Raw genomic sequence first — 20,905 nt, forward strand, 5'->3', positions numbered from 1 at the left:
CGGGGATACGGTGCTGGTCGTGTTGTGGTATCGATCCGCCATGACCGGATTCGAACGATACCTTGCCCTTGCCGGCATCGTGCTGCTGGGTGCATGCGACCGCAGGCCTGACCCTGCCGTCCTTGCCAATATTGAAGCGGAACAGCGCGCCGCCGCTGATGACGCCGGGCGGATCGAATGCGCCGCCGATGCGACCGCGCCGCTCGCCGCCGATTGCACCATCGAGCGCACGACCGATCAGGGCGGCATCTTGCTGACCCTGCGCCAGCCCGATGGCGGCTTCCACCGGCTGCGTATCGCCGGCGATGGGCGGGGGGTCATCGCGGCCGACGGCGCTGAGGTGGCAAAGGTCACCGTCGTCGGCGACAACCGGATCGAGGTCGCGATCGGCGGCGCGCGCTACCGCCTGCCCGCGACGGTCGGTCCCGTCGCACGGTGACGCTGTTCCCGGCGAACGCGCCGATCCTGCGCGGCGCGGCCATCCGCGCGGCGGAGGATGCGGCCTTCGCTTCCGGCGTCACGCAGGACGCGCTGATGGAGCGCGCCGGACTGGCGGTCGCGTGTGAAGTGCGTCGTCTGGCACTCGGGCGTCCGGTCCTTGTGCTGGCAGGATCTGGCAACAATGGTGGCGATGCCTTTGTTTGCGCAAGAGTTTTGCGGGAATGGGGCTATGACGTGGCAGTGGCGGCGTTGCCCGCCCGCGCATTCGGCGCGGCCGCGCGGATGCGCGCGGCGTGGACCGGGCCGGTGGCGACATTGGCCGAAGCAGAAGCTCGTCCGGTGGTCGTCGATGGCCTGTTCGGCATTGGTCTGTCGCGTCCGCTCGCCCCCGACATCGCCGATCCGCTGGCACGGCTGACCCGTGACGCCTTCGTCGTCGCCATCGACCTGCCGAGCGGGATCGACGCCGATGCCGAACGCGGCTTCGCCGGTGCCGGCAGGGCGGGTGTGACCGTGGCACTCGGCGCGCTCAAGCCCGCCCATGTCACCGGGGCGGCGGTCGCGTACATGGGGCATGTCCTGCTCGCCGATCTCGGCATCGCTCTGCCTGCCGCCGCCCGGACCATCGCGCGTCCGGTGATCGCCGCGCCCGACCGCGAGGCGCATAAATATCGCCGGGGGCTGGTCGCAGTGCTGGCAGGCGAGATGCCGGGTGCCGCGCGGCTGGCGGCGCATGCCGCGTTGGCGGCGGGGGCTGGCTATGTGGTACTGGCGGGTGACGATGCCGGGCAGGGCGGGCCCGACGCGCTGGTCCGCCGGTTGCGGGACGATCTTCCCGCGCTGCTGGCCGACGATCGGCTGGCGGCTGTGCTGGTCGGGCCGGGGCTGGGGCGGGACGACGACGCGACCCGCCTGATCGACGCCGCGCTCGCCTGCGCCGCGCCGCTGGTCATCGACGGCGATGCCCTGTCCGTACTCGGCGCGGCGGGGATCGGACGCATCGCCGGGCGCGCCGCGCCGACATTCCTGACGCCCCATAGCGGCGAGTTCGACCGGATGTTCGGAGCGGGGGGCGGCAACAAGATCGACCGAACGGCCCAAGCTGCGCTACAGGCGCGCGCCACCATCGTTCACAAAGGCCCCGATACCGTGATCGCTTCCCCCGACGGCACCGTTACCGTTTCTCCCGATGCGCCTTCGTGGCTGTCGACCGCCGGCACCGGCGACGTGCTGGCCGGCATCCTGGCGGCGCGGCTGCGGCCCGGTGGCGAGCAGGCGGCGGCGCAGGCGGTGTGGCTGCACGGTCGCGCCGCGCAGCTTGCCGGCCCGGCCTTCGTCGCCGACGCGCTGATCGGTCATCTGGGTCAGGCGATCGCCGCATGTCGCTGAACGAGGACGACCTGATCGTTCGCGTCGCGGCGCGGGGCGAGGGGGTGACCGGCGATGGCTGTCACGTGCCGCTGGCCGCCCCCGGCGATCGGTTGCTGGCCGATGGCTCGATCGAGCATGGGCCGCATAACGCCGTGCCGCCATGCAGCCACTTTCCCACCTGTGGTGGGTGCCAGCTCCAGCATCTCGACCTGCCCAGCGAGGCTGATTTCGTCGCCGACCGGGTGCGCGGCGCGCTGGCGTCGCAGTCGCTCGACGCCGTGGTCCGCCCGGCGATCCTGTCCGCGACCCACACCCGCCGCCGCGCGACGCTCCATGCCGACCGGCGGGGGAAGCAGGTGACGCTGGGCTTCACCGAAAGCGGCACCCACCGCATCGTCGACGTGCGCGAATGCCATGTCCTCCTGCCCGAACTCTTCGCCGCCATCGCCCCGCTGCGCTGGCTGCTGGCAACGGCGCTCAAGGACCGTTCACGTGCCGACGTCCATCTGGCGCGGGTCGATCAGGGGGTCGACGTCCTCATCATCGGCAAGATCGCCGATGGTCTGGCCGCCGCCGAAGCCCTGACCAGCTTCGCGCAGGACCAGCGGCTCGCCCGGCTGTCGATCGACGACGGCATGGGCGCGGAGGCGCGCTGGGAGCCGGAGCCGGTCACAGTGACGCTGGGGGGCGTGCCCGTCCCGTTCCCGCCGGGCAGCTTCCTGCAGGCGACCGGCGATGGCGAAGCGGCGCTGATCGCGGCGGTCGACGAAGCAGTCGCAGGGGCGACGATCGTCGCCGACCTGTTCGCCGGGTTGGGCACCTTCACCCTCTCGCGGAACAGCAGCACGCGAACCTATGCCGGGGAGGCGGGTCGCGAGGCGATCATGGCGCTGAAGCTCGCCGCCGCGCGTGCCGGCCGGCCGGTCGTGGCCGACCATCGCGACCTGTTCCGCCGCCCGCTGACCGCCACCGAACTCGACCGGTTCGACGCGGTAATCCTTGACCCACCCCGCGCGGGCGCCCGCGAACAGGCGGCCGCACTGGCGGAAAGCAAAACGCCGATCATCGCCTATGTTTCGTGCAATCCCAGCAGCTTCGCGCGCGATGCTAAGATGTTGGTGCAGGCTGGCTACCGGATCGACTGGGTGCAGCCGGTCGGGCAATTCCGCTGGTCGACCCATGTCGAACTGGTCGCGCGGCTGGTGCGCGACTAGCGCAGGGTTGCATCAGATCGCCGGATACGTCGCCCCGACGAAATACAGCCCGTCCGGCGGCGCGTTCAGCCACAGCGCTGCCCGGTCGCGCGCCGCAAGGATGTCCGCCAGTTCGTCCGGCGTCCGCTTGCCCTGTCCGACGATCGCGAGGCAGCCGACCATCGATCGTACCTGATGGTGCAGGAACGAGCGCGCGGCGGCGTGGATGTTGATCCGGTCGCCGTCGCGCTCCACTGCCAGCCGGTCGAGCGTTCGCAGCGGGCTGTCCGCCTGACAATGCGCCGAACGAAACGTCGTGAAGTCGTGCCGCCCGACCAGCCGCGTCGCTGCATCCGCCATCGCATCGGTATCCAGCGGCTGCGGCACCCGCCACGCCAGCCCCAGTTCGTGGGTCAGCGGCGCGCGACGGCAAATGATGCGATAGACATAGGCGCGACCCAGACAGGAAAACCGCGCATGCCAGTCGTCCGGCACCACTTCGCAATCGAGGATCGCCACCGGATCGGGCCGCAGCCGTGCGTTCAGCGCCTCCATCAGCCGGAACGGTTCGATCGCCTTCGCCACGTCGACATGCGCGCGCATGCCCGTCGCATGGACGCCGGCATCGGTACGCCCGGCGGCATGGACGGCAGCGTGTTCGCCGGTCACCTCGAACAGCGCGCGCTCGATCGACCCCTGTACGCTCGCCCCCTCGGACTGGCGCTGCCAGCCGACGAACGGGCGACCATCATATTCGACGGTCAGGGCAAAGCGGGTCATGCGATGCGTGTGTCTTTGGGAATGGCGAAGCCGCGGAGCAGTTCCTCCGCCGAGGTAACGCCGCGTCCGGCACGCTGGACCTGTGTTGGGATTAGCACCCCCTTGGCACAGGCGATCTCCAGTGCGTCGCCAACGACCATGCCCGGTTCGGTACCCGCGGCTGCGTCATCTACCCGCGCCGCCAGTACCTTGATCCGCTCGCCATTCAGTTCGAAAAACGCCCCCGGCGCCGGGTTGAACGCCCGCACCTGCCGCTCGGCATCGACGGCGCTCCCATCGAAGCGCAACCTCGCCTCGGCCTTGTCGATCTTGGCGGCATGGGTCACGCCCTCGCTTGCCTGCTCGACCGGTGGATAGGCGTCCGGATCGGCCAGCACCTCCAGCATCAACCGCGCGCCCATCGCGCTCAGCTCGCCCGCCAGCTCGCCCGCCGTCTTGCCAGAGACCGGGGTGCGTCCCTCCAGCCGCACCGGCCCGGTATCCATCCCCGCCGCCATCTGCATGATGCCGACGCCGGTTTCTTCGTCCCCGGCAAGGATCGCGCGCTGGATCGGCGCTGCTCCGCGCCAGCGAGGCAGCAACGATCCATGGACGTTGAGGCACCCCAGTCGCGGCGCGTCCAGCACCGCGCGCGGCAACAGCAAGCCATAGGCGGCAACCACCGCCACATCGGCATGCAGCGCGGCAAACGCCGCCTGCACCTCCGCATCGCGCAGGCTCTCCGGTACCCGCACCTCGATCCCCAGCGATTCGGCCAGCCGGTGGACGGGGGAGGGGGTCAGCGCCTTGCCCCGCCCGGCGCGACGGGGCGGCTGGCTGTACGCCGCAACGACCTCGTGCCCCGCATCAACCAGCGCCTGGAGGATTGGCACCGCAAATTCGGGCGTGCCCATGAAGATGATCCGCATGCGCCCTCTACGACACCGTGGCGTCCGCCCGCGCAACCCCCTATCTTGAACGCGATGGCCTCTCCCGAAATCGACGCGCTGACCCAGGCGCTCTCCCGCCTTCCCGGTCTTGGCCCCCGTTCGGCCAGGCGCGCGGTGCTGCATCTGGTGAAAAAGCGCGAGACGGCGCTCGACCCGCTGCTGATCGCGCTTGACCGGGTGGCGCGCAATCTGTCGACCTGTTCGACCTGCGGCAATGTCGACACGACCGATCCGTGCGGCATCTGCACCGATCCGCGCCGCGACGATCGCTCGCTGTGCGTGGTGGAGGAGGTCGCCGATCTGTGGGCGCTCGATCGTGCGCGGCTGTTCCCCGGCCGGTTTCATGTGCTGGGCGGGCGGCTGTCGGCGCTGGAGGGCGTGCGGCCCGACGACCTCGCCATCGACTCGCTGGTCGGCCGCGTGGCGGCAGGGGGCATCGATGAAGTCGTCCTGGCAATGAACGCCACGCTGGAGGGGCAGACGACCGCCCATTACATCGCCGAGCGGATCGAGAAATTTCCCGTCCGCCTGACCCAGCTCGCGCACGGCCTGCCGGTCGGCGGCGAACTCGACTATCTGGACGAAGGCACGCTGGCACAGGCGCTCCGGGCACGACGCCCGGTCGCTTGACCGGCGAAACTATGCTACTTACCCGACCGCTATGGCTATTCTTCCGATCATCGAAATCCCCGATCCCCGCCTCCGCCTCGTCTCCGAACCCGTCGAGGGCGTGACGGACGAGGTGAAAACCCTCATCGCCGACATGTTCGAGACGATGTACGACGCACCCGGCATCGGCCTCGCCGCGATCCAGGTCGCCGTGCCCAAGCGCGTGCTGGTCATCGACCTGCAGGACGAGGAAGATGAAGAGGGCAAGCCGGTCAAGGCGCCGCACGCCTTCGTCAATCCGGTGATCGAGGAAGTGTCGGAAGAGCTGTCGTCCTATCAGGAAGGCTGCCTGTCGATCCCCGAACAATATGCCGATGTCGTCCGCCCCGCACGCTGCCGCGTGACGTGGCTGGACGAACAGGGCGAGTCCCATGACGAATGGCTCGACGGGCTGATGGCGACCTGTCTCCAGCATGAGATGGATCATCTGAACGGCGTGTTGTTCATCGACCATCTGTCGCGGCTGAAGCGCGATATGGTCATCAAGAAGCTGAACAAGGCGCGCAAGGCGGCCTGAGGACCTTTCCAACGCGACGAACCGAACCCCCATCACCTTGCCCGTCGGGCGGGGCGGGGGTAGGTTCCCTCTCCGTTCCTCCCGGAGTATCGCATGGACCCGCTTGTCATCGTCATCGTCGCCGCCGTCCTGCTCGCGGGGCTGGCGATCGGCTGGCTGATGGGCACCCGCCAGGTCCAGTCGCTGCGCGAGGAACGCGACAGCCGCGAGGGTGATTTCAAGCAGGCGATCGCCGACCTCGCACTCGCGACCGAACGTGCGAAGGAAGTACCGGCACTGCGCGAGGAGCTGGCCGAAATCCGTGGTGACCGCGACGCGCTGCTGCTCGACCATGCTGCGCTCAAGGCCAATGCGGCCGCGTTCGAGGAACGGCTGACCGAGTTCAAGGACGCGCGCGAGGCGATGGCCGGGCAGTTCCGCGAAACCGCGCAGATCATGCTCGACGGCGCGCAAAAGGCGTTTCTGCAACGCGCCAACGAACGCTTCGCCCAGGCCGGCGACACCAACGAGATGAAGCTGAAGGCGCTGCTGGCCCCGGTCGAGGCGACGCTGAAGCGCTACGAAGCCAGCATGACCAAGGTCGAGGGCGAGCGGCAGGAAGCCTATGGCACGCTGAAGGGCCTGATGGACGCGATGCGCATCGGGCAGGAATCGGTGAAGAGCGAGGCGGCGAAGCTGGTCAACGCGCTGCGCTCCGCCCCGAAGGCACGCGGTCGCTGGGGCGAGCAGCAGCTGCGCAACGTGCTGGAAACCTGTGGCCTTGCCGAACATACCGATTTCCAGATGGAGGTCTCGGTCGACCATGGCGACGGTCGCCTGCGTCCCGATGCCATCGTCAAGGTGCCCGGCGGCAAGAGCCTGGTGATCGATGCCAAGGTGTCGCTGAACGCCTATCAGGACGCGCATGGCGCGGTCGATGAGGTCGAGCGCGCCGCGTTCATGACCGCCCACGTCGCGTCCATGAAGAACCACGTCAACGCGCTGGGGGCCAAGAGCTATCAGTCGCAGTTCGAGGATACGCCCGATTACGTCGTGATGTTCGTGCCGGGCGAACATTTCCTCGCCGCCGCATTGGAACATGATCCGTCGATGTGGGACTATGCGTTCGACCGCCGCGTGCTGATCGCGACGCCGACCAATCTGATCGCCATCGCCCGCACCGTCGCGGCCGTGTGGCGGCAGGAAAAGCTCGCCGGCGAAGCGCGCCAGATCGGCCAGCTGGGCCGCGAACTCCACGCCCGCCTCGCCAAGATGGGCGACCATGTCGCGAAGCTCGGCAAGAACCTGGAGGGTGCGAACACCGCCTACAACGCGTTCGTCGGCAGCCTCGAATCGCAGGTGATGACTTCGGCCAAGCGCTTCGAAACGCTGAACATCGACACGGGCGGCAAGAGCATCGACCCGCTGCCGGTCGTCGAACAGTCGCCGCGCCCGCTGACCAAGCTGGCCGTCGCCATCGCGCAGGCGGAAGACGCAGTGGAAGAGCGGATTGAAGCGGAGGGTGCGGCGGCGGAATAAGCGCGCGCACTATCCGCTGACGGGCGTCACCCCGGCAAAGACCATGACCTTTGCGAAAGTCCGGATTGCCGGATCGTTCTCGTAACCCCCGCGAAGGTGGGGTGCCAACGAACTCCTTACCGCCCCGGTCGTGGCGGCACCTGCCCATTATCGCCCAGCACCAGCCCCATTGTCACCGCGACGATCCGCGCCGCCATTCCCGCACACAAACGATGCGGGTCGTCGCGCGCCGGGACATATTCCGCCAGCACCAGCCCCGCGATCTCGCCCTTGTCCGCCAGCGCGCTCAGCAGCATCACGACCTCCTCATACCGCAATCCACCCGGCGTCGGCATCGCCACCGCCGGAAACACCGCCGGGTCGATCCCGTCGCAATCGATCGACACCAGATAGCGCTCACCTGCTGGCACCTGCGCGATCGCCGCGTCGATCCCGCCGCGGATCAGGTCATAGGCGGTGACGATCCGGCTGCCCCAGCCGCGCACATCGTCGATCTGCCACTGGCCTCCGCTGCCAAGCCCGCGCACCCCGACCTGCACCATGCCCGTGACTTGCGGCATCTCCGCCAGCCGCCGCATCGGCGAGCCATAGCCCAGCGGCTCGCCCCGGATATCGTCGCCCCAATCGACATGCGCGTCGATCTGCACGACGGTCAGCGGCCCGTGATCGGCGAAGGCCGCCGCGAACGGGATCGGCACCGAATCGTCCCCGCCCAGCAGGATCGGCACCGCGCCGGCATCCAGCACCGCGCGCGTCGTCGCCTCGATCCGCTCGCGATTGCCCGGAGCATCTTCCGGCCGGGTATCGACATCACCGATATCGACCACCCCGCGCGCATCGCCCGGATCGGGAAAGGGGGTAAAGCCCAGATCGAAATCGATCTGCGACAATTGCCGCGCGAACCCCAGCGACGCAGCGCGGATCGCGGCAGGCGCGTCGGCCGAATGGCTCGGCTCGCCATCGTCATAGGGTGTGGCTTCGCTCACGCCGAACAGGACGATGCTGGGGCGCTCCAGCGCATCGATGTCGGCGGCGGGCAGGGCGGCGAAGGTCGGTCGGGTCATCCCCTCTCAATCCCCCGCCGGCGCAAAGGTTCAGGGCCGGTGCTGCCCCAGCACGGTGTAGGCCATCACCGCCGTTGCCACCGCCGCGTTCAGGCTGTCGGCTTTGCCCAGCATCGGAAGCTTGACCAGCAAGTCGCATTCGGCGGCCATATGGTCGGGCATCCCCTGCGCCTCGTTGCCGGTAAGCAGGAAGGTCGGATCGGGATAGCTCGCCGCGCGATAATCCTGTGTCGTGTCTAGGCTGAGGCCGACCAGCGTGCCCGGCCCCTTACGCAGCCAGTCGCGGAACGTCGCCCAGTCGGCCCGCGCGACGGCGACGGTAAAGATCGCCCCCATGCTGGCCCGCACCGCCTCGACCGAGAATGGGTCGACGCATTCGTCGATCAGGATCAGCCCACCGGCTCCCGTCGCATCCGCCGTGCGCAGGATCGTACCGAGATTGCCCGGATCGCGCAGCCGTTCGGCGACCAGCCACAGCGATGCGTTGCGCCGGTCGATGCCGGAAAGCGCGGTCGAAAATTCGTCATAGACCCCGACGACCGACCCCGGATTATCCTTGCCCGACAGCTTCGACAGAATGTCGACCGTAGTCGAAATGGCGATGCCGCCCGACGCCTCGGTCTCCTCGATCAGCGTCTGCAGAAGCGGATGCTGCTCGCTGCTCGCGAAATACAGCTCCGCGGGCAGCCACCCCGCCTCGCGCGCTTCGGTCAGGATGCGCAACCCTTCGGCCAGGAAGCGGCGCTGGTCGCGGCGGTGACGTTTCTCGCGCAGGTTGCGCGCGGACTTCACCATCGGGTTCGAATAGGCGGTAATTTCGCGTGGCATATTGCCCGCCTAGCGCCCCGCGCGCTCCGCGTCGATGGAATCGAGGATGCGCGTGCCCGCCATGAACACCGCGATCGGGCAGACCGCGAACAACAGCTTGCCGCCGATCCCCGGATATTGCGCCATGTAATGAAAGCCGCGCTCGACCGCGCCGACGCCCAGGCCATAGATGACGAGGAACGCCTCGAACTTCGACTTGATCGTGAAAAGGTTCTTGAGCCGGGTCAGCATGATCCCAAAATACGCAAAATACGTACCAATGGCGGTTTTCCGCCAATCCTGCCGCCCGGCTGATGGTTAATTGTCAATTAACCCGACAAGGTCGAGTGATTCCAGCAGCGCCTGCCGCGCAATTTCGATCCGCTCGATCAGCGCCGGATCGCCGATATCGGCGGGTGCAATGCGCTCGGGCCAATGCGCCTCGATCACCGCCGCGATCCGGTCGAGCTTTGCTTCGTCGACCAGGAAGCGCGGATCGATCGTCGCCGGATCGGCCACGACGCGCAGCCGCAGACAGGCGGGGCCACCGCCATTGGCCATTGATTCGCGCACATCGACCACCTCCAGCCGGCGGATCGGGCCGTTGCCCGCGACCATTTCCTGCAACCAGCTCCAGACGCGTGGATTGTCGCGCGCCTCGCCCGGCAGGATCAGCGCCATGCCACCGCCATCGGGCAGGGTCACCAACTGCGCATTGAAGAGGTAGGAGGTGATCGCATCGGCCAGGCTCACCCGGTCGGCCGGCACCTCGACGATCTCGACCGACGGCATGGCGCGTCGCAGGTCGGCGAAGAAGCCCTCGCGATCCTCGAACGCCTGTTCATGCGCGAACAGCACGCGTTCGTTGGCGACCGCCACCACGTCGTTGTGAAACGCGCCCGCCGCGATCGCCGCGTCCGATTGCCGCACCATCAGCGTGGCCGCCGGGTCCAGCCCATGCGCCCGCGCGATCGCCGCCGACGCCTCGACATGCTGGCGCGCGGGGAAGGGGCCGCCGCTCACGCCATAGACGAAGACCTCGACGCCGGCCGCGTCGTGCGTGTCGCACAGCCGCATATGGTTGGCCGCGCCCTCGTCGCCGAACGGTGCCGGCACCGGGCCATGCACGACGAACGCGTCGCCGGAAAAGGCGGTGCGCAACTGCTTGAGCGTCGCCGGCCACTCATGGCTGCGATGGGCCATCGTCACGAGGTTCGCGACGGTCAGGTGGCAGCGCCCGTCGCTGCAATCGCTGGCGGGCGAAACGGTCGCGGCATTGGCCGCCCACATCGCGGAGGCCGACAGCGCCTGCGCTCGCAGATGCGGCGCGGCACCGGCATAATCGGTCGCCAGTGCGGCCAGCCAGCCATGGTCCGGGCGCGGATGTGGCAGCAGGATGCCCTGCGTCAGCCCCAGCGCGAGGTTCGCCCGCATCTTGGCGATCCCCTGCAACGCCGCTGCACGCGGGCGCGACGTCTCGCCCGCGTTGCGCGTCGCCGCCAGATTGCCGTGGCTCAGGCCCGCATAATTGTGGCTGGGACCGATGATCCCGTCGAAATTGATCTCGCGCACGCTCATCGTGCCACCTGCGAAATCATATCGCCGACCGTGACGTCCAGCGCGCGCGCGGCCTCCGCATCGATCACGATCCCGTCGTCGCGCAGGGTCACGTCGCCCATGCATGCGCGAAAATCAGCCAGCCGCCCCGTCGCCAACAGCGAGGGGCTGCCGCCTTCGCCAATCGCCACCACCTGCAGTTCGCGGCGGTTGCGCACCGTCGCGATCTGGTCGGTCCGCGCGGTCATGGTCGGGCCGCCGTCGAAGATGTCGACGTAATTCTCATACGCAAAGCCTTCATTCTCCAGCATCCGCATCGCCGCGCGCCCGGTCGGGTGGGGCAGGCCGATGACCCCGCGCGCCGCCTCGGGCAGCATCGCGATATAGACCGGATGGCGCGGCATCAGGTCGGCGATGAACTGGTTGCCGTGGATCGCATTGAACTGGTCGGCATCCTGAAACGTCATGCCGAAGAAGCGCCCAGCCACCCCGTCCCAAAAGGGCGATCCGCCCGCTTCGTCGATGATCCCGCGCAGCTCCGCCAGCACCCGGTCGGCAAAGCGCCCGCGATGCCGCGCGATGAACAGATAGCGAGACCGCGCGAGCAGCAGGCCCAGCCCCCCGGCGCGCTCACCCGGATGCAGGAACAGCCCGCCGACCTCGCTCGATCCCTCCAGGTCGTTGACGAGGTTCAGGATATCGGCGCGGAAGGTCCGGCCCAGCGCCTCGCTATGCTTGGTCAGCGTCGCGACGCGATAGGAATAGAAGGGCCAGCGTTGCCCGACCTTGGTGAACACCTGGCACGTGCCGCGCACCTCGCCGGTGTCGATATTTTCCAGCACCAGCACGAACACTTCGTCGCGCGGGCTGTCCTCCTCATGGCTGAACGCCATGGCGCTCCGCTCCAGCCGGGTCATCAGCGCGTTGCGATCGGGCGGCAGGTTGGTGAAGCCGCCGCCGGTCAGCTTCGCCATTTCGTACAGATATTTCAGGTCGCTTTCGCGCGCCGCACGGATTCGAAACGTCACAATCCCCCCTGTGCCACAATCCGGGCAATGCTCAGCGCCGATAGCCGGGCGCGTTCGGCCAGGCTGTCGACGATCATGTACTCGTCGTTCGAGTGGATCGCGCCGCCGCGTACGCCCATCGTGTCGATGACCGGCACGCCGCACGCGGCGATATTGTTGCCGTCGCACACCCCGCCGGTATCGCGCCACGCGATCGGGATCGACAGGTCGGCCCCGGCCGCCTGCACCAGCGCGAACAGCTTGGCGGCGCCAGCGTCGATCGGCTTGGGCGGGCGATTGAAGCTGCCATGCACCGCGATCGTGACCTCATGCGCCGCCGCGACCGCCGCCACCGCTGCATCGATCTCGGCACGCGCCCGTTCGATCTCGTCGCTCCCATGCGGGCGGAAATTGACGCGCAGAATCGCATGGTCGGGCACGACATTGTTCGGCCCGCCGCCATCGATCCGTGCCGGATTGACCGCCAGTCGCGGGCTCCGCGCAGCGCTTAGCCGCAACGCGATATCGGCGGCGGCGACGATGGCGTTGCGGCCTTCCTCCGGGTTGCGACCGGCATGGGCACTGCGCCCGGTGATGACGATCGAGAAATTGCCGGTGCCGCCGCGTGCCCCCGCCAACGTGCCATCGGGCAGGGCGGGTTCGTAGGTGAACGCCGCGACCTTCCCCCGCGCCACCCGGTCGATCAGCCGGGCCGAGGAGAAGCTGCCGGTTTCCTCGTCCGAATTGATCATCACGTCATAGCCGAAGCGATCACCGATCCCGCCGGCCTCGACCGCCTTTAGCGCCGCCAGCATGACCGACAGCCCACCCTTCATGTCCGCCGCGCCGGGGCCGTTCAGCGTATTCGGATCGGTATAGCGCGTCGCCTGAAACGCGTGGGTTTCACCATACACCGTGTCCATATGCCCGGTGAACAGCATCCGCACCGGCGCCTCCGGGCGGACCTGCACCAGCAGATGTCGGCCATGTTCGATCGTGCGGATGGTGCCGTCGGGCTCGACGCTCTCGACCGGGTCGGGATCGACCAGCGTAATCTCGCCCGGCAGCTCGGCAAAGCTGTCGGCCAGCATCCCAGCGACGGTATTCAGCCCCGCGACGTTGCGCGTCCCGCTGTTCACCGCGACCCATTGTTCGACCTGCGCCAGCATCGCCGCCTGATCGATCGCGTCGATCGACCGGCGTTCCGCCTCATTCATCCTGTCCATCGGGTAGGTGTAGAGCGATCCGGTATCAAACGGAACCTCTTGTGGCGAGCAACCGCGCCTACCCACGTCACCCCGGACTTGATCCGGGGTCCCGCCTCTTCTGCAACGGTGGGGAGAAAGCGGGACCCCGGGTCAAGCCCGGGGTGACGGCCCTAAGCAAAAAACGCCTAGAACGCGTACACCAGCGACGCGCGGCCGGTCGTGTCGGCGTTGACCCGCCCGACCGGCGGCCGGCTTTCATACTGGATGTTGTACGACAGTCGAGCCGATAGCGGCCCCAGCACCTTGGCATCGACCGCGGTCAGGCTGGTGACGGTGCTGTTGGCATCCTGCAGATAGGCCGACGTATTCTGCCGCAGCGTCAGCGCCGGGGTCATCCGCCACCCGAAATCGACCGACCCGCGCGCCGCCAGGTTCCGTTCGACCGTATCGGTCGTGAACGACGTATAGCGGAATGCCGGCCCCAGTTCGAGGTCGAGCGTCACCGGCCCCTTGGCGACGACGGTATAGCCCGCCCCGGTCGATGCCGAATAGCGGTCGTAATAGCCGAAGAACTTGTCCGATTCATACTGCGCCGCGCCATAGATATAGAGCCGGTCGTCGACCTTGTAGTTCGGTTCGAACGCAGCGAGATAATGTTCGCGCGTCGGGATGTTGTTGGTTTCCTGATAATCCGCCTGCAGCTTCAACTTGTGCCGCCAGCGATAGCCTTCGCGCGCCAGGTCGAGGATCGCGGTCACGCCCAGGCTGTCCGAATTGCCGCCATTGACCCATCCGCCGACTTCGGCCCGGCCCTTGACCAGCGCGCCGAACGACGCGGTGCGCAGCCGCTTCTCGGTCTTTTCCGACCGCTCGAACGTGTAATGCGACGCCAGCTCGGCGATCTTCTGCGAATGTTTCGGCGCGGCCTTGCGCGCATATCGCACGATCGTCGCGACGTCGTTGTCGTTGCCCGACGCCATCGCCTCTTCCAGCATCGTGCGGATTTCGATCGGCAGGTCCGGCTCGGGCGGCGGCTCCGCGAAATACAGGCCGAGCGGCAGGAGGATCGCGGGGTTAGGCATCACCGCCCGCTATAGCCGATCGAATGCATATAGGCTGAACGATTCATCGCATGTGAGAGGCGCTTCACCGATGCAGATGGTCGGCAAACCCGGCGAGGACCTGTTCGTACAGCGCCTTCTTGAACGGCACGATCATCGACGGCAGGTCGGCGGGATCGGCCCAGCGCCATGCGCGGAACTCCGGCTCGGGCGTCTGGATGTCGATATCGGCGTCCGTCCCCTCGAACGCGAACAGGAACCAGCGCTGCCGCTGCCCGCGCCATTTCCCCTTCCAGATCTTGCCGATCATGTCGTCGGGCAGGTCGTAGAGCAGCTCTGCCGGGTTTTCGGCGATCAGCCGCACCTTGTCGGCGGCGACGCCCGTTTCCTCGCGCAGCTCGCGGATCGCGGCGTCGACCGGCGCTTCGCCATCGTCGATCCCGCCCTGCGGCATCTGCCACGCTTCCAGCGTCGAATCGAGCCGTTGGCCGACGAACACCTGTCCGTCACGGTTCAGCAGCATGACGCCGGCACAGGGGCGATAGGGGAGGGCGGTCTTGTCCATCGCCGCTTCCTATCGCTTGAGGCTGCCTTTTGCGAGGCGCATCGGCATCTTATCTGTGCGGTCGTGATCCCCGTCGTCCACCATCCCGATTATGTCGCCGAAAGCCCGCCGGGCAGCCGCTATCGCTGGGGCAAGAACGGCCTCGTCCGCGATCTGCTGCGCGAGATGGGGCCGGCAATCGACTGGCACGGATGCGACCCGATGCCGCGCAAGTGGATCGAGGCGGTGCACGACGACACCTACGTCGCCGAGGTGATCGAGGCCCGCGTGCCCCCGCACAAGGAACGCCGCATCGGCTTTCCCGTCACCCCGCCGATGGCACTCCGCGCACAGGCGGTGCCCGGCGGTACCTATGCCGCCGCGCTGGTCGCGCTGGAACGGGGCTATGCCGCCAATACCGCCGGGGGCAGCCACCACGCGCTGGCCGATACCGGGGCGGGGTATTGCGTCTTCAACGACCTCGCCATCGCCGCCAACCGGCTGGTCGATGAGGGGACGTGCGAGCGGGTGCTGGTGGTCGATGTCGACGTGCATCAGGGCGACGGCACCGCCTCGCTGCTGGCCGGGCGCACGAACCTCGCCACCTATTCGATCCATGCCGAAAAGAACTTCCCGGCGCGAAAGGCCGTGTCGACGCTCGACGTGCCGCTGCCCGATGGCGTCGGCGACGACGAATATCTGTCGACGCTGAAGGCGACGCTGGTCCCGCTGATCGACAGCTTTGCGCCGACGCTGCTGCTCTATCAGGCCGGGGTCGATCCCTTCGCTGACGACCGCCTCGGCCGCCTGTCGCTGACGCAAGCCGGGCTGGACGCGCGCGACCGCTGGATTGGGCAACTGGCCAGGGCGCGCGGCCTGCCGATCGCCAGTGCGCTGGGCGGCGGCTATGGCGACCTGCTCGAAGTATCGCGCCGCCATGTCGCCTCGATCGTCGCAGTGGCGGAGGGAACCGGGATCGTCGCGCAAGCGTAACGTCACGCGATGAGCGACCCCGTCCTACTCTGGCTCCGCCAGGACCTCCGCCTGCGCGATCAACCCGCGCTTCGTGCCGCGATCGACGAAGGGGCGGTGATCCCCGTCTATATCCTCGACGACACATCGCCCGGCGACTGGGCGATCGGCGGCGCGCAACGCTGGTGGCTGCACCACAGCCTGACTTCGTTCGACGAAGCGCTGCGAGGCAAGGAGTCGCGCCTGATCCTGCGCCGGGGCGAAGCGGTCGCCGAACTGCGCAAGCTCTGCAAGGAAACCGGCGCGACCCGCATTCATGCCATGCGCCACTACGAACCATGGTGGGTAAAGGCGCAGGAGGCGCTGGGCGACGCGCTCACCCTCCACGACGGCAACCATCTGCGCCCGCCGGAGGACGTCCGCACCGGCTCGGGTGGTATGTTCAAAATCTATTCGTCCTTCTGGAAGGCGCTGAACCAGATGCTGCCGCCCGAGGACCCGGCACCGATGCCGCGCGCCATTCCTGCGCCATCGAACTGGCCCAAGTCCGACAAGCTCGCCGACTGGAAGCTGCTCCCGACCAAGCCCGACTGGTCGACCGCCTTCGGGAAAGCATGGCAACCGGGCGAAGACGGCGCACACAAGGCGCTGAAATCCTTCGCGGATCGGCTCGGCGACTATGACACGGCGCGCAACCTGCCCTCGATCGACGGCAGCTCCAACCTGTCGCCGCATATCCACCACGGCGAAATCTCCCCGCGCCAGATCTGGGCGGCGCTCGACGGGCAGGGCGACAGCCTCACCACCTATCGCAAGGAACTGGCGTGGCGCGACTTCGCCAGCGGGGTCATCCTGTCGATGCCCGATTATGCCGACGCCAATGGCCGCTCGCGCTATGACAAGCTGAAATGGCGCAGCGACGCCGCATCGAAACGCGACCTGAAGGCATGGCAGCAGGGTCGCACCGGCTATCCGATCGTCGATGCCGGTATGCGACAGCTGTGGCAGACCGGCTGGATGCACAATCGGGTGCGGATGATCGCCGCCTCGTTCCTCATCAAGCATCTGCTGATCGACTGGCGCGAGGGCGAGCGCTGGTATTGGGACTGTCTGGTCGATGCCGATCTCGGCAACAATGCGGTCAACTGGCAATGGGTGGCCGGCACCGGCGTCGATTCGAACATGTTCGGGCGGATCATGGCCCCGCTCACCCAGTCGGAAAAGTTCGACGCCGCCGACTATATCCGCCGCTGGGTGCCCGAACTCGCGAAGCTGTCCGACGCCGCGATCCACGATCCGGACGCGGCCGGGTGCCGGCCGAAGGACTATCCGGCAAAGATCATCGACCACCGCGAGGCACGCGAACGCGCACTGGCAGCGGCACGGGGGCTTTAGCGAGCCACTACCGTATCCCCGGCCTACGCGGGGGTACGGGGACCTACCCGCACAACCCCCGCCCGGCGGGATCGCGCAGCGCCGCCGCTTCCGACCCGCTCTCGCTCAGTCGGTCAAACCGCAGCCCCGACAACGACGCTCGCCCGCGACACGCCGCCTCGCACCCGGCAGGCAACGCCCCCGGAAAGCGCACCGCATCGCCGTCGAAGCCGGCCTCGAACGCACAACCCTTGCCGAAATCGACCGTCAGCCGCTCGCCCGCGCGGACGAACCGCCCGCGCGCGCTGCACCCGTTCGCCTCGCCATAGTCGACGAATGCCCCGATCCGCTGGCCGGCAACGCACAGCCGGTCGCCCTCGCGCGCATACAGTCCGACCGGCTCGGCGGCCGCGGCATCGCGCACGACGCCACGCGCGATCGCGGCCTGTTCGAGCGCCGCACCCTCCGGTTCGCGCGACGGCACTGCCGCTTGCGAACAACCCGCCAGCAACAGCAGGGCCGCCGCCCAGCCCCTCATGCCACCGGCACCAGCCGATCGCCCTCGATCCGGCGAAAGAAACAGCTGGTCGCCCCGGTATGGCATGCCGGCCCGGCGGGCACGCAGCGCACCCACAGTGCGTCCTGATCGCAATCGATCCGCACTTCGACGACGCGCAGCACGTTGCCCGACGTCTCGCCCTTCTTCCAGATCGCCGCGCGACTCCGCGACCAGAAGGTCGCTTCCTTCGTCTCCAGCGTCAGCCGCAGCGCATCGGCATTCATATGCGCCACCATCAACGGCGCGCCCGTATCGGCATCGACGCACACCGCGGTCAGCAGTCCGTCGGCATCGAATTTCGGGTTCAGGGTCAGGCCGGTATCGCGCGAAGTCATGCGCAACCCCTATCGCCGATCATGGTTCCGCCGCAATCGACGATCAAAGGGCGACAAATCGATAAAGGCTACCTATATGGCAGCCGCGTGACACGCTTATCCCCGGAAGGGCCTATGTTCACCACCCACCCATTTGACGACGACAAGCTGCGTGAAGAATGCGGCATCTTCGGTGTTTCCGGCGCGGACGGCGCGGCGGCCCTCGTGGCGCTCGGCCTCCACGCGCTACAGCATCGTGGCCAGGAAGCGGCCGGCATCTGCAGCTGGGATGGGGCGATGTTCCATACCCAGCGGGCGCAGGGCCATGTCGCGGGCAATTTCGACCGGCCGGAGGTGATCGAATCGCTCCCCGGCGCGACTGCCTGTGGCCATGTCCGCTATTCGACCACCGGCGAAACGTCGAACCGCAACATCCAGCCGCTCTACGCCGAACTCGCGTCGGGTGGCTTTGCGGTGGCGCATAACGGTAATCTTTCCAACGCCATGCGGCTGCGCAAGGATCTGGTCCGCACGGGATCGATCTTCCAGTCGACCAGCGATACCGAAGTCATCATCCACTTGGTCGCGACGTCCAACTACCGGACGCTGCTCGACCGGTTCATCGATGCGCTCAAGCAGGTCGAGGGTGCGTACTCGCTGATCTGCATGACGCCCGAGGGGATGATCGCCTGCCGCGATCCGCTGGGTATCCGGCCGCTGGTGATGGGCAAGCTCGGCGACGACGCCTATATCTTTGCCTCGGAAACCGTCGCGCTCGACGTGGTCGGTGCCGAGTTCGTCCGCGAAGTCGAACCGGGCGAGCTGGTGATCGTCAAGAATGGCGAACTGCGCTCGATCCGCCCGTTCGCGCCGCTCTCGCCGCGTCCCTGCATCTTCGAATGGGTCTATTTCTCGCGCCCCGATTCGATCAGCGAAGACCGCTCGATCTATTCGGTGCGCAAAGCCATCGGCGCGGAACTGGCGCAGGAAAATGCGGTGGAGGCCGATCTGGTCATCCCCGTCCCCGATTCGGGCGTTCCCGCCGCGATCGGTTACGCCCAGGCATCGGGCATTCCGTTCGAACTGGGCATCATTCGCTCGCACTATGTCGGGCGCACCTTCATCCAGCCGGGCGACAAGGTCCGCCATCTGGGCGTGAAGCTGAAGCACAACGCCAACCGCAAGCTGATCGAGGGCAAGCGCATTGTGCTGGTCGACGATTCGATCGTGCGCGGCACGACATCGCTGAAGATCGTGCAGATGATGCGCGATGCAGGGGCTGCCGAAGTGCATATGCGCATCGCATCGCCCCCGACGCGCCATTCGTGCTTCTACGGCGTCGACACGCCTGAACGCGCCAAGCTGTTGGCGGCCAAATATGATCTGGGCGGCATGACCGACTATATCCAGGCCGACAGCCTCGCCTTCATCTCGATCGACGGCCTGTACCGCGCGCTCGGCGAAGCGAACCGCACCTCGGTACGCCCGAAATATTGCGACGCCTGCTTCACCGGCGATTACCCGACGCCGCTCACCGATCAGGATGAGACGACCCCGGTCGATCAGCTCGCCAATCTGGCCGAACGGGTCGGATGAGCTTGCCGTTGCAGGGGCAGCTGGCGCTCGTCACGGGTGCCAGCCGGGGGATCGGTGCCGCCACCGCCGTCGCACTGGCGGGGCAGGGCGCGCACATCATCCTCACCGCGCGGACGACCGGCGGGCTGGAGGAGGTCGAGGACGCGATCTATGCGGCGGGCGGCACGGCCACCATCGCGCCGATCGACCTGTACGACCTGACCGCCATTCCGCAGCTGGTGTCGGCGATCGCCGATCGCTGGCGCGCGCTCGACATGCTGGTGCTGAACGCCGGTGCGCTCGGCACGCTGGGTCCGGTGCCGTCGTTCGACCTGAAGGAGTTCGACAAGGTGATGGCGTTGAACGTCACCGCCAATGCCGCGCTGATCGCCGCCTTCTCGCCGATGCTGCGCCTTGCGCGGGCGGGCAAGGTCGTCGGCGTCACGTCCTCGGTCGGGGCGGCGCCGCGTGCCTATTGGGGCATGTACGGCGCGTCGAAGGCGGCGTTCGACAATATCATCGCCAGCTACGGCCTCGAAATGGCCAACATCTCGCCCGTCCGCACCGCGATCGTCGATCCCGGCGCGACCCGGACGAAGATGCGCGAGCGCGCCTATCCCGGCGAAGACCCGCAATCGGTGAAGCCGCCCGAGCGGGTTGCCGCCGCGATCGTGAAGCTGATGGCCGACGGCTTCGAAAGCGGTACCCGCCTCCGCGTCGACTGACGCGGAGGCGCAGTACGGTACCGTCGGGTCACCGGTTCCGAACTTCAATAAAAACAAATAGTTCGTGTTCCTCGGGGCCGGCTTCGACCTCGCTCGTTGACCGGCGGCTGCGCGTGCAGCTTGCCCTTCGAGGAGCCTGACCATGGCCGTTAAATTCGCCGGAACGATGAACGCGATCAACCGCGGACTGGACGAAACCAAGCCCGCCAAGGGCGCGACGATGATCGAGGATTGGGAAGCCGCGCTGGCCGACACCGACGTGCCGGGCGCAAAGGGCATCCTCCGCGACCTCGCCTCGCTGCGCAAGCAACTCGAAAAGGACGCGCCGGACAGCGACCGGGTCCACGACCTGCTCCACCGCCTGGGTGCCGCGACCACGAAGATCGCCGATAAATCGGACAAGCAGCAGGAAAAGCTGCGCGCGCTGGGCGAAGCACTGAGCGAAGCCGGCGAGGAAACGCCCGACGAGGAAGAAGACACCGAAGCCGCCGCTGCCCCGAAGCGGGCGCGCAAGAAGGCGTAAGCGGGCAGGGTGGGCGCTCCGTTGGGCACCCGCCCCCCTTTTCCAACAGCCACATCACCAGCCAAGATCGTCACCCCGGGCTTGACCCGGGGTCCCGCTTCTTCTGCTCCGTCGGTTAGAAAGCGGGACCCCGGATCAAGTCCGGGGCAACGTAGTGAATGGGAGAAACAACGGAGCGCCAGAAAACGCGGCGAGTG

At 67.5% G+C, this 20,905-nt stretch carries 23 protein-coding genes; 11 read left to right on the top strand and 12 right to left on the bottom strand.

Annotated elements, in window-relative coordinates; all coding sequences use genetic code 11:
* The first annotated feature begins 40 nt into the window (after window positions 1–40).
* Genes ASE58_RS08380 through ASE58_RS08390 form a run of 3 tightly spaced genes read left to right on the top strand, consistent with a single transcriptional unit; the run spans window position 41 to window position 3,026 of the window.
* On the top strand, window positions 41–439 hold the full coding sequence (locus ASE58_RS08380) for a hypothetical protein (protein ID WP_055819906.1): 399 nt from the start codon (window positions 41–43) through the stop codon (window positions 437–439).
* Window positions 436–1,830, top strand: coding sequence for an NAD(P)H-hydrate dehydratase (locus ASE58_RS08385; protein WP_327196335.1), 1,395 nt, complete (start codon window positions 436–438; stop codon window positions 1,828–1,830). The genes ASE58_RS08380 and ASE58_RS08385 overlap by 4 nt, the downstream gene beginning before the upstream one ends.
* Window positions 1,821–3,026, top strand: a complete 1,206-nt coding sequence (locus ASE58_RS08390; protein ID WP_055819909.1) for a class I SAM-dependent RNA methyltransferase — start codon at window positions 1,821–1,823, stop codon at window positions 3,024–3,026. Before ASE58_RS08385 ends, ASE58_RS08390 begins: the two co-directional genes overlap by 10 nt.
* A gap of 12 nt (window positions 3,027–3,038) precedes the next feature.
* Here the strand turns inward: ASE58_RS08390 and truA are convergent, their stop codons facing one another.
* Together truA and fmt are read right to left on the bottom strand one after the other, a co-directional pair.
* Entirely contained in the window at window positions 3,039–3,785 is a 747-nt protein-coding gene (gene truA, locus ASE58_RS08395) for a tRNA pseudouridine(38-40) synthase TruA (protein WP_055819912.1), read from the bottom strand.
* A complete protein-coding gene (fmt, locus tag ASE58_RS08400) occupies window positions 3,782–4,693 on the bottom strand; it encodes a methionyl-tRNA formyltransferase (RefSeq protein WP_055819913.1) in 912 nt (303 codons plus the stop codon). Before fmt ends, truA begins: the two co-directional genes overlap by 4 nt.
* Window positions 4,694–4,747: 54 nt before the next feature.
* Between fmt and recR the strand changes: the two genes are divergently transcribed.
* The 3 genes from recR (at window position 4,748) to rmuC (ending at window position 7,418) form a co-directional block, all read left to right on the top strand.
* Entirely contained in the window at window positions 4,748–5,344 is a 597-nt protein-coding gene (recR, locus tag ASE58_RS08405; protein WP_055819916.1) for a recombination mediator RecR, read from the top strand.
* 31 nt (window positions 5,345–5,375) lie between these two features.
* Window positions 5,376–5,900 carry a peptide deformylase gene (gene def / locus ASE58_RS08410; RefSeq protein ID WP_055819919.1) on the top strand — a complete coding sequence of 175 codons (525 nt, stop codon included), beginning with the start codon at window positions 5,376–5,378 and terminating at the stop codon, window positions 5,898–5,900.
* A 93-nt stretch (window positions 5,901–5,993) separates the two neighbouring features.
* Window positions 5,994–7,418, top strand: a complete 1,425-nt coding sequence (gene rmuC, locus ASE58_RS08415) for a DNA recombination protein RmuC (RefSeq protein ID WP_055755762.1) — start codon at window positions 5,994–5,996, stop codon at window positions 7,416–7,418.
* Between the two features lie 116 nt (window positions 7,419–7,534).
* Here rmuC and ASE58_RS08420 read toward each other — a convergent pair whose 3' ends face one another.
* The 8 genes from ASE58_RS08420 to ASE58_RS08455 form a co-directional block, all read right to left on the bottom strand.
* Window positions 7,535–8,482: an arginase family protein gene (locus ASE58_RS08420; protein ID WP_055819922.1), complete on the bottom strand. Its 948-nt coding sequence runs from the start codon at window positions 8,480–8,482 to the stop codon at window positions 7,535–7,537.
* A 30-nt stretch (window positions 8,483–8,512) separates the two neighbouring features.
* Entirely contained in the window at window positions 8,513–9,310 is a 798-nt protein-coding gene (locus ASE58_RS08425; RefSeq protein WP_055819925.1) for a TrmH family RNA methyltransferase, read from the bottom strand.
* 9 nt (window positions 9,311–9,319) lie between these two features.
* A complete protein-coding gene (locus ASE58_RS08430; protein ID WP_055755768.1) occupies window positions 9,320–9,541 on the bottom strand; it encodes a hypothetical protein in 222 nt (73 codons plus the stop codon).
* Between the two features lie 66 nt (window positions 9,542–9,607).
* On the bottom strand, window positions 9,608–10,867 hold the full coding sequence (locus ASE58_RS08435; RefSeq protein WP_055819928.1) for an N-succinylarginine dihydrolase: 1,260 nt from the start codon (window positions 10,865–10,867) through the stop codon (window positions 9,608–9,610).
* Complete coding sequence (locus tag ASE58_RS08440; protein ID WP_055819930.1) at window positions 10,864–11,874, bottom strand: arginine N-succinyltransferase; 1,011 nt, start codon at window positions 11,872–11,874, stop codon at window positions 10,864–10,866. The genes ASE58_RS08435 and ASE58_RS08440 overlap by 4 nt, the downstream gene beginning before the upstream one ends.
* Entirely contained in the window at window positions 11,871–13,079 is a 1,209-nt protein-coding gene (locus ASE58_RS08445; protein ID WP_055819934.1) for a hydrolase, read from the bottom strand. Before ASE58_RS08445 ends, ASE58_RS08440 begins: the two co-directional genes overlap by 4 nt.
* Before the next feature lie 167 nt (window positions 13,080–13,246).
* Window positions 13,247–14,143: a DUF481 domain-containing protein gene (locus tag ASE58_RS08450; protein WP_055755776.1), complete on the bottom strand. Its 897-nt coding sequence runs from the start codon at window positions 14,141–14,143 to the stop codon at window positions 13,247–13,249.
* Window positions 14,144–14,207: 64 nt separating this feature from the next.
* The gene (locus ASE58_RS08455; RefSeq protein ID WP_055755778.1) at window positions 14,208–14,687 is read right to left on the bottom strand and encodes an RNA pyrophosphohydrolase; all 480 of its coding nucleotides are present in this window, start codon (window positions 14,685–14,687) and stop codon (window positions 14,208–14,210) included.
* A gap of 63 nt (window positions 14,688–14,750) precedes the next feature.
* Here ASE58_RS08455 and ASE58_RS08460 point away from each other — a divergent pair, with 63 nt between their 5' ends.
* Window positions 14,751–15,659: a histone deacetylase family protein gene (locus tag ASE58_RS08460; protein WP_055819937.1), complete on the top strand. Its 909-nt coding sequence runs from the start codon at window positions 14,751–14,753 to the stop codon at window positions 15,657–15,659.
* Window positions 15,660–15,668: 9 nt separating this feature from the next.
* Complete coding sequence (locus ASE58_RS08465) at window positions 15,669–17,033, top strand: cryptochrome/photolyase family protein (protein ID WP_055819941.1); 1,365 nt, start codon at window positions 15,669–15,671, stop codon at window positions 17,031–17,033.
* 43 nt (window positions 17,034–17,076) lie between these two features.
* On the opposite strand, the gene ASE58_RS08470 is transcribed toward ASE58_RS08465, so the two are convergent.
* Both ASE58_RS08470 and hisI read right to left on the bottom strand, forming a co-directional pair.
* Complete coding sequence (locus tag ASE58_RS08470; protein ID WP_055819944.1) at window positions 17,077–17,550, bottom strand: hypothetical protein; 474 nt, start codon at window positions 17,548–17,550, stop codon at window positions 17,077–17,079.
* Window positions 17,547–17,906, bottom strand: a complete 360-nt coding sequence (gene hisI / locus ASE58_RS08475; RefSeq protein ID WP_055819946.1) for a phosphoribosyl-AMP cyclohydrolase — start codon at window positions 17,904–17,906, stop codon at window positions 17,547–17,549. The genes ASE58_RS08470 and hisI overlap by 4 nt, the downstream gene beginning before the upstream one ends.
* Window positions 17,907–18,020: 114 nt before the next feature.
* Between hisI and purF the strand changes: the two genes are divergently transcribed.
* The 3 genes from purF (at window position 18,021) to ASE58_RS08490 (ending at window position 20,708) form a co-directional block, all read left to right on the top strand.
* Window positions 18,021–19,481, top strand: a complete 1,461-nt coding sequence (purF, locus tag ASE58_RS08480; RefSeq protein WP_055755788.1) for an amidophosphoribosyltransferase — start codon at window positions 18,021–18,023, stop codon at window positions 19,479–19,481.
* The gene (locus ASE58_RS08485) at window positions 19,478–20,185 is read left to right on the top strand and encodes an SDR family NAD(P)-dependent oxidoreductase (RefSeq protein WP_055819949.1); all 708 of its coding nucleotides are present in this window, start codon (window positions 19,478–19,480) and stop codon (window positions 20,183–20,185) included. The genes purF and ASE58_RS08485 overlap by 4 nt, the downstream gene beginning before the upstream one ends.
* A 142-nt stretch (window positions 20,186–20,327) precedes the next feature.
* Window positions 20,328–20,708 (top strand): hypothetical protein, encoded by a 381-nt coding sequence (locus ASE58_RS08490; RefSeq protein ID WP_200909327.1) that lies wholly within the window; start codon window positions 20,328–20,330, stop codon window positions 20,706–20,708.
* The last annotated feature ends 197 nt before the right edge of the window (window positions 20,709–20,905 follow it).

Source organism: Sphingomonas sp. Leaf9 (assembly GCF_001421355.1).
In the GTDB taxonomy this organism is placed as follows: Bacteria; Pseudomonadota; Alphaproteobacteria; order Sphingomonadales; family Sphingomonadaceae; genus Sphingomonas.

Excerpts from the sequence above, each read along its gene's own strand:
- ASE58_RS08380 (WP_055819906.1), top strand. The coding sequence starts at position 41 with ATGACCGGATTCGAACGATACCTTGCCCTTGCCGGCATCGTGCTGCTG.
- ASE58_RS08390 (WP_055819909.1), top strand. The coding sequence starts at position 1,821 with ATGTCGCTGAACGAGGACGACCTGATCGTTCGCGTCGCGGCGCGGGGC.
- truA (WP_055819912.1), bottom strand. The coding sequence starts at position 3,785 with ATGACCCGCTTTGCCCTGACCGTCGAATATGATGGTCGCCCGTTCGTC.
- fmt (WP_055819913.1), bottom strand. The coding sequence starts at position 4,693 with ATGCGGATCATCTTCATGGGCACGCCCGAATTTGCGGTGCCAATCCTC.
- recR (WP_055819916.1), top strand. The coding sequence starts at position 4,748 with ATGGCCTCTCCCGAAATCGACGCGCTGACCCAGGCGCTCTCCCGCCTT.
- def (WP_055819919.1), top strand. The coding sequence starts at position 5,376 with ATGGCTATTCTTCCGATCATCGAAATCCCCGATCCCCGCCTCCGCCTC.
- rmuC (WP_055755762.1), top strand. The coding sequence starts at position 5,994 with ATGGACCCGCTTGTCATCGTCATCGTCGCCGCCGTCCTGCTCGCGGGG.
- ASE58_RS08420 (WP_055819922.1), bottom strand. The coding sequence starts at position 8,482 with ATGACCCGACCGACCTTCGCCGCCCTGCCCGCCGCCGACATCGATGCG.
- ASE58_RS08425 (WP_055819925.1), bottom strand. The coding sequence starts at position 9,310 with ATGCCACGCGAAATTACCGCCTATTCGAACCCGATGGTGAAGTCCGCG.
- ASE58_RS08430 (WP_055755768.1), bottom strand. The coding sequence starts at position 9,541 with ATGCTGACCCGGCTCAAGAACCTTTTCACGATCAAGTCGAAGTTCGAG.
- ASE58_RS08435 (WP_055819928.1), bottom strand. The coding sequence starts at position 10,867 with ATGAGCGTGCGCGAGATCAATTTCGACGGGATCATCGGTCCCAGCCAC.
- ASE58_RS08445 (WP_055819934.1), bottom strand. The coding sequence starts at position 13,079 with ATGGACAGGATGAATGAGGCGGAACGCCGGTCGATCGACGCGATCGAT.
- ASE58_RS08450 (WP_055755776.1), bottom strand. The coding sequence starts at position 14,143 with ATGCCTAACCCCGCGATCCTCCTGCCGCTCGGCCTGTATTTCGCGGAG.
- ASE58_RS08455 (WP_055755778.1), bottom strand. The coding sequence starts at position 14,687 with ATGGACAAGACCGCCCTCCCCTATCGCCCCTGTGCCGGCGTCATGCTG.
- ASE58_RS08465 (WP_055819941.1), top strand. The coding sequence starts at position 15,669 with ATGAGCGACCCCGTCCTACTCTGGCTCCGCCAGGACCTCCGCCTGCGC.
- ASE58_RS08470 (WP_055819944.1), bottom strand. The coding sequence starts at position 17,550 with ATGAGGGGCTGGGCGGCGGCCCTGCTGTTGCTGGCGGGTTGTTCGCAA.
- hisI (WP_055819946.1), bottom strand. The coding sequence starts at position 17,906 with ATGACTTCGCGCGATACCGGCCTGACCCTGAACCCGAAATTCGATGCC.
- purF (WP_055755788.1), top strand. The coding sequence starts at position 18,021 with ATGTTCACCACCCACCCATTTGACGACGACAAGCTGCGTGAAGAATGC.
- ASE58_RS08485 (WP_055819949.1), top strand. The coding sequence starts at position 19,478 with ATGAGCTTGCCGTTGCAGGGGCAGCTGGCGCTCGTCACGGGTGCCAGC.
- ASE58_RS08490 (WP_200909327.1), top strand. The coding sequence starts at position 20,328 with ATGGCCGTTAAATTCGCCGGAACGATGAACGCGATCAACCGCGGACTG.